The sequence below is a fragment of the Pseudomonas sp. GL_139_B genome, assembly GCF_057834475.1.
The window spans coordinates 5,583,796-5,600,051 of the sequence record NZ_CM174403.1; the positions used below are offsets into that span (position 1 = coordinate 5,583,796).

Genomic DNA, 16,256 nt, shown 5'->3' on the forward strand with positions numbered 1-16,256 from the left:
GAGATGAAGCCATCGCGAGCAGGCTCACTCCTACAAAAAACCGCATCAACCATCGGTCTACTGCGATATCCCCCGCTACAAACTGAACGCTCTTTTCACTTTTCAGTCCGTATAATCCCGAGCTTTCCGACTTGCAAGAACAACTACACCCCTGTGTAGTCTTACGCGAAGTCATCCGCACAGGCCTGCTGAGTCTGGCCATTACCACAGGTGCCCCTATGGATTTCAACCCGATCGACATTATTCTGCATCTCGACGTTTACCTCGACATGCTGGTAACCAATTACGGGACCTGGATCTACGCCATTCTGTTTCTGGTGATTTTCTGTGAAACCGGCCTGGTGGTGACACCGTTCCTGCCGGGTGACTCCCTGCTGTTCATCGCCGGTGCCGTTGCGGCCGGGGGCAGCATGGACCCTGTATTGCTGGGCGGCCTGTTGATGCTCGCGGCGATTCTCGGCGACAGCACCAACTACCTGATTGGTCGAACGGCAGGCGAAAAGTTGTTCAGTAACCCGGACTCGAAGATCTTTCGTCGCGACTACCTGCAACAAACCCACGACTTTTATGACAAGCACGGCGGTAAAACCGTAACACTGGCGCGCTTCCTGCCGATCATTCGCACCTTTGCACCGTTCGTCGCCGGTGTTGGGAAAATGCCTTACCCGCGTTTCTTTTTCTTCAGTGTCTTCGGCACGATCCTCTGGGTCGGCGGCCTGGTGACCCTCGGTTACTTCTTTGGCAACGTACCGTTCATCAAGAAAAACCTGTCGCTGCTGGTGGTGGGCATCATCCTGCTGTCGTTGGTTCCGATGATCATAAGCATGGTCCGTAGCCGCCTCGCCAACGCCGCGTCCAAAGCCCAGTCGCGCTGATCCGCGATGTGGTCGCTTAGCGCCTGGCGCCGCCAGCGCACCTTGGCCAAGCACCCGATTGCCGACGACATGTGGCAGCGGGTGCGCCATCACCTGAGCTTCCTCGATGGCATCAGCGCCACTGAAGACCAGTGGCTGCGCGAAGCCAGCGTGTTGTTCCTCGAAGACAAACACCTGACCGCCCTGCCCGGCGTCGAACTGCACCGGGAGCAGCGCCTGCTGCTGGCAGCGCAGGCGCAATTGCCACTGCTGAATCTGGGCGACTTGAACTGGTATCAGGGCTTCCACGAAATCATCCTATACCCCGACGACTTCCTAAGCCCCCAGCGCCATCGCGATGCCAGCGGCGTTGAACATGAGTGGGACGGCGAACACAGTGGCGAAGCGTGGCAGCAAGGTCCGATCATCCTCGCCTGGCCGGGTGTGATGGCCAGTGGTGGCTGGGAAGGCTACAACCTGGTGATCCACGAACTCGCGCACAAACTCGACATGCTCAATGGCGTCGCCAACGGCTTGCCGCCGCTGCACCCCGATATGCGGGTCAGCGACTGGGCCAAGGTGATGCAAGAGGCCTACGACAACCTCGACCGCCAACTGGAGCGCAATCCAGAAGCCGAAACCGCGATCGACCCCTACGCAGCGGAAAACCCCGCCGAGTTTTTCGCCGTCACCAGCGAATACTTCTTCAGCGCCCCGGATTTACTGGTCGAGGCTTATCCACAGGTCTATGAGCAGCTCAAGCTTTTCTACCGACAGGATCCACTGAGCCGGTTACAGCAACTTCTGGCTGCCGACCCGGTCTATCAGCCACGCGACTAAGGTCTCTACGACCCTTGGCACGTAGCATCCACGGCGGAATATGCCTATAATCGCCGCCACTTTTTGGTCAATCCGGCCAAGTATCTTTGGTCAACTAACGGGGGCACCGCCCAATGAGCTACAGCAAGATTCCGGCTGGCAAAGACCTGCCGAACGACATCTACGTCGCGATCGAGATTCCGGCCAACCACGCGCCGATCAAATACGAAATCGACAAAGACAGCGATTGCCTGTTCGTTGACCGTTTCATGGCCACCCCGATGTTCTACCCGGCCAACTACGGTTATATCCCGAACACCCTGGCTGACGACGGTGATCCCCTCGACGTGCTGGTTGTGACTCCTTATCCGGTTGCTCCAGGTTCGGTCATCCGCGCTCGTCCGGTCGGCATCCTGAACATGACCGACGACGGCGGCGGCGATGCCAAAGTCATCGCTGTTCCACACGACAAGCTGTCCCAGCTGTACGTCGACGTGAAGGAATACACCGACCTGCCACCGCTGCTGATCCAGCAGATCGAGCACTTCTTCGCGAACTACAAAGATCTCGAAAAAGGCAAATGGGTGAAGATCGAAGGCTGGGCCGGCGCAGATGCCGCCCGCGACGCGATCACCAAGTCCGTTGCTGCCTATAAAGGCTAAGACGCCATTGGCCTCGCGCTACTGACGACTTGAAAAAAACCCCGGTTGATCCGGGGTTTTTTGTGGGCGTTCATAAAGCGTTTTAAACAACGTGTTTATCTTCCGTTCGCTGCGGTTTTTTTCTGTTTAATTTGTTCCAAATACGTCTTACATCCAGTCGTAAATTTCCCTCAAAATTTGAACAGTTCGTTTATTCAAAGCCCCGCCCTGCGCCCGTAGACTCGTGTTTATGAAAAAGAACACTAGCGGCACACGGTTCAAAGCACTCCTCGAAAAAGCGAACATCACGACGACAGGATTTGCCGCTTTTTTCGACACGGAAGCACAAAACATCCACAACTGGTACACCCGCGGTGTGCCCGCCTACCGCATGGAAGAGGTCGCCAGATTACTCTCGGTAAACAGCCACTGGCTCAAAACCGGCGAAGGTCCGGAAGACGCCAAACACTTGCACCTGCTCGACGGGTCTGGCAACACCTTCGACGCCCAGGCGATTCGTGGCATCTACACGGTCATCGAGCCGACGGATGTCGAACTGCCCCTCTACAAAGAAATGCCCATCGCCCCGGGGTCCCATAAAACCCACATCGTGGAAGACACCGGCCAATTCATCCGTCTGCCCAAAAGCTACCTCGACTCCCTGGAAATCAACCATGCGGATGTGTTCTGCGTTCACATGCTTGGAAACGGCATGGGCGCGAGGATTGAAGATGGCTCCACACTGGCCATCGACCGTGGACTGACCACGGTGATTGATGGGGAGATTTACGCCATCGACCATGACGGGATGCTACGTATCAAATACCTGCACCGGATGCCGGGCAATGCATTGCGGTTGCGCAGCTACAACAAAACCGAGCACCCGGATGAGATCTTCAGTGCCGAGCAGATCGATAAGCAGAACATCAAGGTGTTGGGGTGGGTGTTTTGGTGGTCGACGCTTAACAAACGCCGGCCGGCGGTGCCGTTCTTGTGAAAACGCGCCGCACGCTTCGTGAGCAGGTCGACTCATCGCACCGTCGCTCTTACATTGGAATACGGTTAACTGTAGGAGCGAGCCTGCTCGCGAATGCGCCGGAACATTCACCCTGAATTTCCGGACGAGTTACTCAACTCAGAGCACCGATAGCTCTACTACGCACACCAGACTGGGAATTCCGTAAAAAAATCAGTATGCTGCGCCCCACATTTGCGCATCGACCCGCCTCGCGGCTCAGATCGCACCGACACGGCAGATGATTTTCTCGCCAAGTCCCACAGCCGGACGCAAGATCCGGGTGTACGTTTTGAAGGCTGGCGCGGTTTACCAAAAATGATCCAAGCCAGTCCCCGAGAAGCCGGCCACAAGCCGGCTTTTTAACGCCTGAAACCCACGTAATTACTGACTTCGCAAGAAGCCCCCTTCTCGGCAATTCACGATCACGCCGCAACCCTACCCCGCTCCACCATGGAGCAGCACCCCATACGATTGCAGAAACTCCACCGTGCCGTGGAATATCAGGCCAACCCCCATGGCAGAGACGAAGAAACCGACAATTCGTGTGGCGGCATCGATCCCTTGCGGGCCGATTGTCTTGAGGATGACTTGAGCGTAGGCCAGTGACAAATAGGTGGTGAACATGGTGGCGCAGATGGCCAGTGCCACCACGGCGAAAGATAATAGGGCCCGATCGGCATCCTTGATGGTGCTGGTCAGTCCGATCACGGTGGCAATCGCACCGGGGCCAAACATGATTGGCATGGCCAGGGGGATAAAGGACACATCCTGATTGGTGTCGACGCTAGTGGGAATCAGGCTGCTATTGGGTGAGGGTGCGAAAAGTTCGAAACCGATACGCATCAGAATTATCCCGCCAACCACCCGAATCATACTCAGTGGGACTTCGAACAAACGCAGCAGCAAGTTGCCGAAAATCAGGAAAAAGAACATCAGCATCAACGCATAGAGGCAAGCTTTACGTGCCACCCGGCGGAGTTCGGCAACGTCCTTGCCTTTCAACATGCCAAGGAACACGGGAATCGCCTCCAAGGGATTGATGATGGCCAGTAACGTGGTAAACATGCCGATAAACAGCGTGAAATAGGTGTTCATGGCGCACCTTCGAGAAGAAACCGTTTACATCACCATAGCGGATGATGAGCGATGAGCTCGTTACGGATTTATTCTGTCGCCGGGTCTGGCAGCATTGAGCTTCAACACCACTGGCGTTTCTCTGAGGTGGTGGCGTCCATACACCGGGTAAAAACCAGCTTACAAACGGGCAACAGGCGAGAGGAAGCGGCCTGAATAGCAGCCATTACCAAATCATCTACACTTGACTCCCTACTGACTGCTGTAGTCATCGGCAAAGTGAGCAGCCCTGTAACCTCCAACGATTTACCAATCCAACAATGGGTGGTCATCATGAAATTCATGATTTTGGTGCAGCGTACCTGGAGCTCCGTCATCTCTGCTAATCACCCCAACAGTCATGTCAGGCGACGTTTAGGTTCCCCACTTGCCGTACTTGGGCTGAGTTTGATTGCGTCAATGGCGGTGTTCGCTGCCGACCCGTTGCCTTCATGGAATGAAGGACCGGCCAAGCAAGCCATCGTAGAATTCGTCAAGGCGACCACCCAGGAAGGCGGTGCTCAGTTCGTATCGCCGGCCGAGCGCATCGCGACCTTCGACCAGGACGGCACCTTATGGGTTGAGCAGCCGGCCTATAGTCAATTGTTCTACTGCCTGAGCCGCGTGCCTGCCGCGGTTGAGGCAAAGCCACAGCTGGCTAACGTAGAACCCTTCAAGACAGTGCTGTCGGGGGACCGTGCCGCCATGGCGAAACTGACCCTTGATGATTATCTTAAAATTGCCATGGTGACCCTGAGCGGCATGCCCACGGATGAGTTCAAGCAGCAAGTCCAGGACTGGCTGGTCAAAGCCCGTGACCCTCGCTGGAAGCGCCCTTTTACCGAGCTGACCTACAAGCCGATGAAAGAAGTCATGCAATACCTGCGTGACAATGGCTACAAAACCTACATCGTCACCGGCGGCGGTCAGGACTTCGTTCGCGCTTATGCCGAAGAAGTCTATGGTGTGCCCCCCGAACAGGTTGTCGGCAGTGCCGGGGCCACCGAATATGGCTACGACAAAAGCGGCAAACCCGAGCTGATCAAAATGCCCAAGATCCTGCTCAACGACAACGATGCGGGTAAGCCAGAGAATATTTACCTGATGGTCGGCCGTCAGCCTCAAGCAGCCTTCGGCAATTCCACCGGTGACAAGCAAATGCTGGAGTACACCAAAGCCGGCAAGGGTGCGCGACTGGCGATGTTGGTGCTCCATGACGACGCTGATCGCGAGTATGCCTATGGCCCTGCGCAAGGATTACCGGATACAAAAGTGGGCACTTTTACGGAATCGTTGTTCAACCAGGCGACAAATGAGGGCTGGACCGTGATTAGTATGAAAAAGGACTGGAAGAAGATTTTTTCATTCGAGTGAAAAGCAGCTGTCGTTGAGTTTTTGATTGTCCAGCAGCCCGCTGGACAATCACTTCATCATGGATAACTGAATGATTTCACCAGCGTCAACTCTCCCACGGCCCGCATCGGCACCAGAAACGTCTCCATCTTCTCGCTCGGCGTCCCCTCCTCGGTAATCACCGTTACCTGCGCCGTCGTCAGCGGCTGAACTGCATCCTCCTGGCCTTCCTCGTCACTGCGATAGCCACCACCAAAGTAGTTCACATACACCAGATACTGCCCCTTGATCGGCGCAGGCATGGCGAAAATTTCCGGGCCATACCCGGTGGTTACGTCAACATCCAGCGCCGCACCATTGGGCGCAACCCGGTCCCCGTACCAGATGTGCGCCCCATCCGGCGTAATCAGGTGCAGGTCCAGATCTGTGTTGTCGCTGTCCCAAGACATCAACACCCGCAACTTGGCCGGCGTGGCACCACCACCGGCATTAAGAAACTGCGTGCGATGGCGCTGCTGACCATCAGGGCTGCGCACTTCAACGTTGTTGCTGCCATTAGGAAACGAGAACGGGCGATCAAAGCGACCCACCGAGTCGATTTTCAGCGGCATGCTCACGCCGTTGACGATCAATCGACCAGGCTCCGCAGATTTTGGCGTGGATTTGATCTGGCCAGTGATACGCGCGGTGTTGGCCTGACCCACTGGGGTATTAACCGACGAAGCGGGATAATTGACGGTCTGCCGGAAGTTTTCACCTTCGCCCTCATCCGCGCCGATGCGCCAGCCACCGACGGGGGTTTCGAGATTGACGGCGCTATCGGCCGCGAAAATCGTCGGCAATGCGCAACAAGAAAAAAGGAACAGGAAGACCTGTGGATAACGGAGTTTCATGGCCTATTCCAGCAAGAGGTGGCGGGCGAGCCCTTCGATGTAGGTTTCATCCTGGCCGTTGGGGTGTGCTTCGAAGGCCAGGTGCAGGTATTCGTGGGTCAGGTCGAGGCGGTCTTGCAGCGAGAGCACGCCGCGCACGTAGAGGCGCTGGCGCTCGCGGTCGACATAGGGGCGACCGAAGGCCAGGCGGCAGACGGCGAAGGTGCTGACTTCGTTGTAGCCGACCTCGCTTTCCAACCGCGCACGCCAGCCGCGGCGCTGGGTTTGCAGCCAGTCTTGTGCCGCGGGCAGCGCTTCGCAGGAGGCGACGGGGTTGTCCCAGCGGCTGAGGCTGGCGCGTGGATAGGCGTGCAGCAGGATGGCGTCGTAGCGTTGGCCAGCGTTGGCTTGTTCGACGGCTTGCTGCCAGGAGAGTTTGTCCGGGCCGGGTTGGTCAGAGTGATAGGTGACGGTGCTGCCGGCCAGCACGAGGTCGCTGGTCCAGGCGGCGATGTGGCGCGATTCGGGGGTGGCCGGGCGTGGGGCGACGCGTTGGCGGCTGCTGCTGTCGTCGATGCTCAGGCAGTCACCGTGGCGCGTGGCGTTTTGCAACAGATAGGTGCGGATGGCGATGGCCAGCGCTTTGGCGGCTTCGGCGGGTTCGGGTGTGGCTTCGCGCTGGAGGACGCGGGCGACGTATTCTTCACGGTCCAGACGGGCGACGAGCTGATCCTTTAGCAAGAAGAGTTCGCCGTCGCTGTGGATATCGAGCTGGTTGCCGTTTGAAAACTCGACGCGATAGTCGCCCTGCAATGGCCCGGAAGAAACAATACGATCCCCCACCAGAATCCGCTCAATCGGATAGCGAGAAAACAGACCGACTTCGACACAGCGCCCCGTATCCGCCGGCCAATCAGTCGGCAACACCGAAGCTAACGCCTCAGCGTAATGACGAAGCACCCTCTGGCTGGTCCCGCGCCCACCCGCCCAAATGGGCGCGCCATCCGCCGTCCAACCGGCAAACCCGCCCTGACGTGACAACGGGTCCTGATTCCCCAACCAGCTCCAGGTTTTCACCCGTAATCGGCCACCGAGTTCGCCCACGACATTGCCGTCAGCGGCATTGAGCACCACGTCCAGCAATACCCGCCGCGCCTGATCTTGCGCCGGCATCACGGCCAACACCTTGAGCAATTCAGCGACGGACACTCGGGTAGAGGGCTTTAACGACGGCAAATCCAGCAACCACTCCGGTGCCTGTCGTGCTTGCCAATACGTACGCCAGTCAGCGCCAGTGATACCCAGACGTGCCGGTTCAAAGTACAAACCGCATGATTTCACCAATGCCTGATCGCGCTCGATCTTGCCGCCGGCCGTGCAGCAATAAACCTCTTCCTTCGATTGCCCGCGACATTCATACGCAGGTTCATGAGCGCCGGTATCCACCAGCCAACCGTACACAAACAACTTCCACAAACTGCCCAATGGCGCCTGAAAATCAGTTGGTATGGGCTCGCGTGAAATCACCTGAGTCCGGTTCAACGACAGTAGTTCGCCCTTGAAACCCAACCGCAGCGGTTCGTCCTGCGCTGTCGCCAGCGCAGGAATCAAACACAGCAGCAACCAGACCAGAGGCCGGGTCATGTCAGTTGACCGTGACCTGGCCCAGGGCCGGCTTCTGCTCCTGCGCCTGATGTTGCGGCGCATAAACCTGAGTGAACCGCACTGGCGGCAAATTGAACTGACCCTTCTGCGAGAAGCGCACCAGGTGACGCAAGCGCATTTCCCCGCTCAAAGCATCCACCGGAATCGCGTAAGCCATTTGCCCCGGCTCGAAACGCGCCTTCTCCAACGCCGTCGGTTCGACACCGGCCTTGCCCATCAACTTGATGCCCCACGTCGTGCGTTCGACATCCGCGCCCGGCGGCAGCGGCACTTCGAGCATGCCGTAACGCAGTGGTTTCGCGGCTTTGCTGGTGATGATCACTTCGTCCAGATACAGGCTGTCGCTGGACAATGGCTGAGTGCCGACCGCTTCGAGTTTGAAGGTGAAGGCTTCGTCACCCGGCACCAATCGAGACAAACGACGGGTGATGGTTACGGCCATTGGATCAACCGGCGGTTGCCGAGTCTGGAAGCTCAACGCGGCGCGCAATGGCCGCTCCTGCGTCCCGGTCAATGACAACACCGCCGGCACGGGCACAGCCCCCTGCCACGTCCAGTACATCTCACCGGTATCACCGTACTGTTTCTTCCAGCCTTCACCCGGTGCCAGTGCGATGGTCGGCGAAACTTGTTCGATGCTGCGTTGCAACCAGATCAGCGCCAAGGCGCGTTCCAGCGTCGATTGCTGTGGCAGCAAGCGTTGCAACAACGCTTGAGCGTGTGCCGGATCGAAGGCTTGCAGCGACAGGTTCAGCGCTTCGGCGAACGGCTGCGAGCTGACCGCCAAACGCTGTTGCGCATCCGCCAATTGGCGATTGAACGCCTCCGGCAGCGTCACCTTGGACTGACGCGCCAGTGATGCCGTCAACACGCGTGCAGCGGCCAGGCCGAGCGCCGAATCCGGATCGCTCATGACGAGGCTGTCTTCGCCATCCTCCATCAGGTTCGCCGCATTACCCTCGCCCGCTTTCGCCAGGTCATCCATCAACCCACTGAGCAAGGTGTTCACCGGCAGTTGCATCTGTTTGGCGAACGACAGGATCAGCGCGCGCTGCAGCAGCTGGGTGTTTTTTGCCTGCTTCGAATACACCTCCAGCACCCGCTGCCAATGCTCCGGCGGCAAGCTCAGCTCCAGCACCTTGCTGGCGTTCCAGTCAGCGTAATAAGCGTAAGCGGTGAGGAAGGCATCCGGTTCCCCGTCCATGCCCCACCACGTGAAGCTCGCGGAAGGGCCGGCCATTTGCACCAGACGCAGACGGCTGTTTTGCATGATCAGGCGCAAGCGATCGCGGATTTGCGGGTTCGACGCCAAGGCTGGATACGCGATGCTCAGAGGCAGCAAACGACTGGCGGTTTGTTCAACGCCGCCGTATGGATAACTGAGCAGATCATCCAGCGCCGAGCGGAACAACGCTTGCGGGCTGTCATCCAGACGCAGGCGAATATCCGTCGCGTCCGCCGGCAAACTCAGCGGTGTATCGCCGCTGGCCACATCCAGACTTTGGCTTTGCGTAACCTGCCAACCTTCACCGGTTGCGGTCAAGCGCACGGTCAGTGCGTCAGCGGTTTTGCCGTCCTGCACCAACTCCGCCGTCCACTCGCCAGTGGCCAAGGCGAACGCCGGCAACGCGGTGTAGTTGATGCCGTTGTTCAGGGTAACCGGCACACGCTGATCGGTGCCGCGGTAATGAATCACCAGCTCTGCCTTGACCGGTTCTTCAGCCTGACTGAAGGCGAATACCCCAAGCGCCGGCTTGTCGCCACTGCGGAATTTGGTCGGCCCGCTCCACTTCAGGTACAGCGGTTTTTCCGAGCGCACGAACTGTTTTTTCTGCCCGACCTGCCCGTCATCGGCGATGGCCCGGGCGGTAATGCGCCAGCGGGTCAGCGAGTCCGGCATTTTGAAAGTGAAACGGGTTTTGCCGTTGGCGTCAGTGACCAGTTCCGGCTGCCACGCAGCGGTGTCGACGTCTTCACGGCGCGGCCGCTCCAGCACTTTCACCCCACGTTCGCTGCGGTTGGCCTTACCCGGCGCACCGGGGCTGCCCGGCAGTGCCACGTCGTAGCTGATGAACGACAGACTGGCGCTGGTGCGCACGTTGTTGCGGCGCGGGTGGTAGAAGAATTGGTCGATGCTCGGCGCGACTTCCGGTTGCAACGCGTAGACCATTTCGTCAACCACGCTGACGGTCAGGTGCGCCGGAACAGGCTTGCCGGCGAACTGAGTGGTCAAGTCGACCGACACCGTATCGCCCGGTTGATACGCCTCTTTGTCGGTGGCGATGGCTACGTCAATCTGCGGCGCGACAACCTTGATCCCGGCGTTCTGAAAGCTGTATTGACCGCCCTTGGTGTAGAGCACGGAGAAGGTCAGGTTCGGTGCGAAATTGTCTTTTACCGGGATGCGCGCGCGGTATTGGGTGTCGCTGATTTTTTCCATCTTCAGCCAGTCGCCGCCTTTGGACAGCAGCGCGGTGGCCTCGACCTTGTCACGCTCAAGCGACAGCAATGCATCGCTGATCGGTTCCGGAAAAGTAATCAGCGCCAGAGCTTCGTCACCGGCCTTGTACTCCGGTTTATCAAGGACGATTTCCACAGTGCCCGGCACGGCTTTGACGCCGTCGCCGGTGACTGAGTGACCGGTCGCGCCAATCACGCGGCCATGGTCATCTTTCAACGTCAGGTTGTAAGTACCGGGACGCTCGAAGGCCAAGGTGAAGCCTTTATCTTTTGCCGCAAGCTTGCCGTCGCCAGTGGTCTGATCTTCCAGACGCACCCAACTATAGCTGCTAGGCGTGACGGTTTTGCTCTGCTCGTTGGCGCCTTCGTTCTGATAGCTGAACGCAACCTTGTCACCCACCGCACTGAACCGCTGCGGCGCGCTCAAGCTGAAACTCGCCGCACCACGGTCGATCAAAATTTCCTTGGTGGTCTTGACCCGATACGCCGCGCCATCGCTGGCAAACACGGTGAGCATGTAGCGGCTCGGTTTCTCCGCGGCCGGCAGGTCGAGGGTCGCATTGCCCTGAGTGTCAGTGGTCAGTTCGGTGCTGGTCAACTCCACCGGGAATTGCCCGAGGTATTGCAGTTCGTTGTCGACCATCGACAGCTGCTGGGCGCGCAGGCTCAGGCTCAACTTGGCATTGGCCACCGGTTTGCCGTCCGGGTACAGCAGCACCAGGCTGCCTTTCACCGGCTCACCAGTGCGGTAATCCTGCTTCGCCAGATTCAGCGAGATTTCGAAGTGCGGCTTGATGTATTCAGCCACGCGGAACGCACTGCTGTAGGCCTGATCCTTGTAGCTGAAACGCAGTTCATAACCGCCTGCCACCGCATTGTCCGGCAACTGGAAACGACCTTGGGTGCCCGCCTTGGAATCGAGTTTCAACGCCAGCGATTGCAGCGCCGTGCCCGTGGCATCGAGCACGGTCACGTTGACGTCGGCAGCGCTCGGCGCCACCGAATCCCGGGCATTCTTGAATTCGCGCCCGACGATTTTCAGCGACACCCAATCCCCCGGCCGATACAGCGGCCGATCGGTGAAGGCGTAGAGTTTGGTGTCGTAGATTTCGCTGTCGTAGTAGAAGTTCTCGGAGACAAACACCCCGCCCTCTTCGTCCTCGCCAATCACGAAAGAACGCTCGGGGCTGACGTGTTTCAGACGCAGCAAACCGTCGGTGTCAGTGGCGCCGCTGCTCATCACGCCGAGGCCATCGGTCCACAGCACATTAACCTTGGGCACCGAACTGCCTTCGTGTTTGCGCGCAGCCCAGACCACCAGTTCATCACCGGCGATCTTGCTCACCGCCACGGTGTTCGAGACAAACACCATGGTCGTCGCGCGGTACTTGCCGATCAGCGCTTCCACCAGGTACAGACCCGGCTTCAAGTTGCCCAGCGGGATGTACACATTGCCCGGCGCGACGCTGACGAACTCGCTGGAAGAACCCGCCAGGTTCACACCCTCAGGCGGCTGGATCGGTTTGGCTTGCCACAGCGGATAGCGGAATTGACTGACTACGGGCAGGCCCGGAATCAGTGCGAATTGCGGCTGGGCGTCGTAAGGCGTTGGCGCGGCGATGGCAGTGCCCATCTTCAATTCCGGCACTGCCTCGGTGACTTGTTGGCGAGACTCGTAGGAAAACGCCCGCTGCATCACGCGACGAGATTTGCGGTACCAGTTGTCCCACAGATACGCGAGGGTGTTCGACAGGCCTTCGCCCTTGAACTGGCCGTCGCTGACCACGCGGTGCAGGTTCTTCTGGCGCTTGAGGAAATCCAGCGGCTTGTCGATGCGGTACACGCGAATGTCGGCCCCGCCATAAGGCTCCATGCGGAACCGGCGATAGTCACGGCCCGGCGCTTCGAGGCGCACCATCGCCTGTTCGTCGCTGGCGAAACTGCTGTCGGCCAACAGGAAAAAGCTTTCACCAGCCACCGGCGTGTAGCCGCTCGACTCGACGGTGTCCTCGGCGTAGACCGCCGAAAAAGGCAGCAGCAAGACCAACAGCAGAGGCAGAAAACGCAACATGCGGGCACCGATCATTGGGAGAGAAAGTTCAGTCGATAGACGCCGATGAAGTTGGGGTTGGCTGCGTCGGGTATCCATCGGGTGTCCTTCCATGTCATGAGTTGCTGCAGGCTTGCCGAACGCATGCCGTTGTCAGTGGGGGTTGTGGTGCCGGTGTGATAGGCGATGTAGCGACCCATCCAGATCATCAGGTGCTGGTCATCGCCCTGATCGAAAAACATCAGGTCGCCGGGCCGGGCTTGCGCCACATCACGGCTGACCAAATGGCTGTTGAACTGAATCAGTTTGATCGCGTTGACGTACGGCCCGACCTTGCCGCCGCCCTGTTGCCATTGCTGGGCGAGACCACGCTGCGCCTCGCTCAATTGCAGTTCCGGCGGCAGGTAGCGGTTGGACAGGCCATTGCTGCGCAGCCATTTATCGTCATGGACTTTCAGCGCCTCGTTGGCGGCGAACCGCACCAGTCCTGCGCAGTCCTGCTGATACCAGCGCGGGCTCGGGCCTTGGGTCAGTTGTTCCTGGGCGATGCGTACGAACCAGGCACGGAACACCTGGGATTGCTGCGGATCCAGCGGCGCCGCCTCAGTGGCAAAGGCGCGACTGCCCAACAACATAGCCAGCAGGCCGAGGCCTCGGATGAGTGCGGTCACAGGGCTTTCCATTCCAGCGGCAGCCATTGCCAATGGCCATCGGGTTCGCTGCCTTCGGGCAAGGTCAGGGCGTATTTGCCATAGCCACCGAGCTTGCGCAGTTTCGGGATCAGGTAGGTTTGCGCGGCGTTGTAAAACACCGGTTCCATGTCCTGCGGCAGACTGTCGAGGGTTTCCTGTTGCATCAGTTGCGCCATGGCATCCGGGCCGAAATAGACCGGCATCAGCAGGTCTTTCGGCACCACATCGGCCATTGGCGGGAAGCGCTTGTCGAGAGTGCCGAGGGCCTTGTCCACGAGCTTGTCGTCGAGGGAGAACAGCAGCGTCGAGCCGTGACGGGCCAGGCTGACTTTCATGAAGGCCTTGCCGGAAATCGCGTCCGGGTCTTCAGCCTCCTTGGCTTTGTAGGGGCCGAAATTGGAGCTGACCTGACGCTGCCATTGGTGGGTTGGGCCTTCCTGTTTTTCGATTACCGGGAACGCGTGCTCTTCGACATTGGGCTCATAGGCGCCGACCATCGAGCCAAACAAACTGCCGAGGTCACCGTCGAGTCTGGCGCTGTCCTTGTCGTTCAGGCTGGCCACCAGCAACGGCGTGTACAACCGCGAATCCGCGTACCAGCACAGGCCGGCGGCACCGGCCATGTGTTCGGTCAGGGCTTGGGCCACGGGTTCTTCGGCGCCAAGTTTCACCAGCAGCGGCTTCTGTTGGTCGGCGGCGAGCGGCAAAGCGACGCAAGCGCTGGCGCCCATCGGCATGGCTTGCCAGATTGGTTTGAAATCGAAGTCCGGTTGATTGTCCAGTTCGTCCATGGCGAGGAAGCTGTGCCAGCCCTTGTCGTCCATGTCGAAACGCAGACCGGCGAAATTCGGAATGAAGCGCTGGTAACCCATGGCCAGAACGCTGGAATTGACCGACAGGCGTTGCTTCACTTCTGGCGCGCGCGGTGGCAAGCCGAAGGCTTCGGGGAACAGTTTGTCGCCGTTGAGCAACGCGGCGATGGCCGTGGTCGAGACACTACCGCGCTCATCGCTCGGGCCGTTGCTGGCGTCGTAGAGTTTGGAAGGATTAGACAGCACCACCAGCTTGTCGCCATGGGAAGCGAAGACCAGCGCTTTGCTGTTGTTGTAGGTGAGCTGATAAAGCGCCACGTCGTCGGCACCGACGTTCACATCACTGAGTTTGGTCAGCTGCGAGTCATCCAGCGCCACTTTGGCCAACGGCTCCAAGACCTTGGCCAGGCCACCGCGATCCATCACCAACAGGAAATCCTTGAGTCGGCCATCCGCCCCGCGCCACAGCGCCACATCGGCCGGTTGATCAAAGAGCTGTTCGATCAGGCTGTCCTGCAATTTCAGGTCATGTTCGTAAATGATCCGCCGCAGACTGCCGATCAAGCCGAGGCGATCGACATGCGTCTCGTAATAGAAGACGAAATCTTCAGTCAGGGTTTCCTTAAGAAATGGCACCGCCAGCAAGTCCTTGGGCAATTGGCTCAAGGAGTGGGTTTCGAGCAGACCGTCCGGCCGGCTCATGCCCAGTTTGTCACTGGCAAGTGTAGCCGGCGGTGCCTTGGATTTATGCATGAACCACCCCAACCCGCCCGCGGCGCCGGCCACCAAGGCCAGGCCGACCAGCAGCGCCGGCCAACGGCGAGGAGTTTTGGCGGCCGGTGTTTCAGCGGCCGGGGAAACAGTCTCTTCACTCATGTTCACAACACCCAATTCATCCGTGGTGCGGGATGTTTAATAGTTGAAAGTCTTGACCAGCAGCAGGTCACCGATCGCGCGCAAGGGCACAATGAAGGTCTCGCGATTTTCGTCGACGGTGTTTTCGTTGAGCACCAGGTTGATTTGCGAGGTGATGACCTCGTTCTGGTTGCTGGTCTCATCGAAGTTATAGCCTTCGCTGCCGAAGTTGCCCCAATAGTTCACGTAAACCAGATAGGTGCCATGCAGCGGCGCGGTCATGGTGAACATTTCCGGGCCGGGGCCATCGACGCCGTCCGGGTCGAGGCCACCGCCATTGGTCAACGCCGTATGGGCGAAAAACGCATGCTGGCCGTCGGGGGTAATGATGTGCAGGTCGAGCTCGGCTTTCGGGTCGTCCCAACCGAGTACCACGCGAATCCGTGCCGGCGTGCGCAGGTCATTGGCTTCATAGAATTGAACGCGTTTGAGCGATTGGCCTTCGGCACTGCGCACTTCGACGCTGTTGGAGCCCGCGCCAAAGGCATACGGCCGGGCGAAACGCCCTTCGTCGTCGGTGTACAGATTCAGTGGATTGCCGTTGACCGCCAGCGTGTGCGGCCCGCGTTGAGTGCCGAGGGCCTTGAGTTGGCCTTCGATCATCGTGCGATTGCGCTGCACGCCCCGATCGATGGGCGGCGTGGGATAGGCCACTTGAGGGTTTTCGCTGCGGTCGAGCAGACCGCTAAAGCGCCAGCCGCCGACCGGTTCCGACAGCTCGGCCGTCGGTTCTGCCCAGGCAGCGCTCGCGCAGACCAGCCCCATCACCAGCAAAAGATATGAACGCATGTGATGCCTCCTGCCATGCATAACGAAACCTTGCGCCCGATCCTCGGCGCGTTACAGCTCCAAAAGCTGCGTTTCGTCAGAAAGACCCGGTGACTGATGGGTCCTTGAAGGCGCGAGGGTAGCGATTTGGCTAGTTTTTAACAATCGGATCCATCTTGATTTGCGGTGCGAGTCACGAACATTTGAGTGCGTGAGCCGAATAG

The 16,256-nt window shown here is 58.9% G+C and carries 12 protein-coding genes; 5 read left to right on the forward strand and 7 right to left on the reverse strand.

All coding sequences use genetic code 11. From position 1 onward, the window contains the following. The first annotated feature begins 218 nt into the window (after positions 1-218). The 4 genes from AC3ISI_RS25570 to AC3ISI_RS25585 all read left to right on the forward strand — a co-directional run bounded on the left by AC3ISI_RS25570 (position 219) and on the right by AC3ISI_RS25585 (position 3,311). On the forward strand, positions 219-875 hold the full coding sequence (locus AC3ISI_RS25570; protein WP_489334350.1) for a DedA family protein: 657 nt from the start codon (positions 219-221) through the stop codon (positions 873-875). A gap of 6 nt (positions 876-881) precedes the next feature. Beyond that, the gene (locus AC3ISI_RS25575; protein ID WP_489334351.1) at positions 882-1,694 is read left to right on the forward strand and encodes a M90 family metallopeptidase; all 813 of its coding nucleotides are present in this window, start codon (positions 882-884) and stop codon (positions 1,692-1,694) included. A 113-nt stretch (positions 1,695-1,807) separates the two neighbouring features. Next, a complete protein-coding gene (gene ppa, locus AC3ISI_RS25580) occupies positions 1,808-2,335 on the forward strand; it encodes an inorganic diphosphatase (RefSeq protein ID WP_008052339.1) in 528 nt (175 codons plus the stop codon). A gap of 229 nt (positions 2,336-2,564) precedes the next feature. After that, positions 2,565-3,311 (forward strand): S24 family peptidase, encoded by a 747-nt coding sequence (locus tag AC3ISI_RS25585; protein ID WP_489334352.1) that lies wholly within the window; start codon positions 2,565-2,567, stop codon positions 3,309-3,311. A gap of 456 nt (positions 3,312-3,767) precedes the next feature. On the opposite strand, the gene AC3ISI_RS25590 is transcribed toward AC3ISI_RS25585, so the two are convergent. After that, entirely contained in the window at positions 3,768-4,427 is a 660-nt protein-coding gene (locus AC3ISI_RS25590) for a MarC family protein (RefSeq protein WP_489334353.1), read from the reverse strand. A 438-nt stretch (positions 4,428-4,865) separates the two neighbouring features. Here AC3ISI_RS25590 and AC3ISI_RS25595 point away from each other — a divergent pair, with 438 nt between their 5' ends. Then, positions 4,866-5,819 (forward strand): HAD family hydrolase, encoded by a 954-nt coding sequence (locus AC3ISI_RS25595; RefSeq protein WP_489334355.1) that lies wholly within the window; start codon positions 4,866-4,868, stop codon positions 5,817-5,819. 56 nt (positions 5,820-5,875) lie between these two features. On the opposite strand, the gene AC3ISI_RS25600 is transcribed toward AC3ISI_RS25595, so the two are convergent. Genes AC3ISI_RS25600 through AC3ISI_RS25625 form a run of 6 tightly spaced genes read right to left on the reverse strand, consistent with a single transcriptional unit; the run spans position 5,876 to position 16,053 of the window. Further along, complete coding sequence (locus AC3ISI_RS25600) at positions 5,876-6,691, reverse strand: YfaP family protein (RefSeq protein WP_489334356.1); 816 nt, start codon at positions 6,689-6,691, stop codon at positions 5,876-5,878. 3 nt (positions 6,692-6,694) lie between these two features. Beyond that, positions 6,695-8,314, reverse strand: a complete 1,620-nt coding sequence (locus AC3ISI_RS25605; RefSeq protein ID WP_489334357.1) for a DUF2300 domain-containing protein — start codon at positions 8,312-8,314, stop codon at positions 6,695-6,697. Position 8,315: 1 nt separating this feature from the next. Next, positions 8,316-12,881 carry an alpha-2-macroglobulin family protein gene (locus tag AC3ISI_RS25610; RefSeq protein ID WP_489337791.1) on the reverse strand — a complete coding sequence of 1,522 codons (4,566 nt, stop codon included), beginning with the start codon at positions 12,879-12,881 and terminating at the stop codon, positions 8,316-8,318. Continuing rightward, complete coding sequence (locus AC3ISI_RS25615; protein WP_140669546.1) at positions 12,878-13,528, reverse strand: DUF1175 domain-containing protein; 651 nt, start codon at positions 13,526-13,528, stop codon at positions 12,878-12,880. The genes AC3ISI_RS25610 and AC3ISI_RS25615 overlap by 4 nt, the downstream gene beginning before the upstream one ends. After that, positions 13,513-15,225: a DUF2138 domain-containing protein gene (locus AC3ISI_RS25620; protein ID WP_489334358.1), complete on the reverse strand. Its 1,713-nt coding sequence runs from the start codon at positions 15,223-15,225 to the stop codon at positions 13,513-13,515. Before AC3ISI_RS25620 ends, AC3ISI_RS25615 begins: the two co-directional genes overlap by 16 nt. Before the next feature lie 36 nt (positions 15,226-15,261). Then, complete coding sequence (locus AC3ISI_RS25625) at positions 15,262-16,053, reverse strand: YfaP family protein (RefSeq protein ID WP_489334359.1); 792 nt, start codon at positions 16,051-16,053, stop codon at positions 15,262-15,264. Positions 16,054-16,256 lie beyond the last annotated feature (203 nt).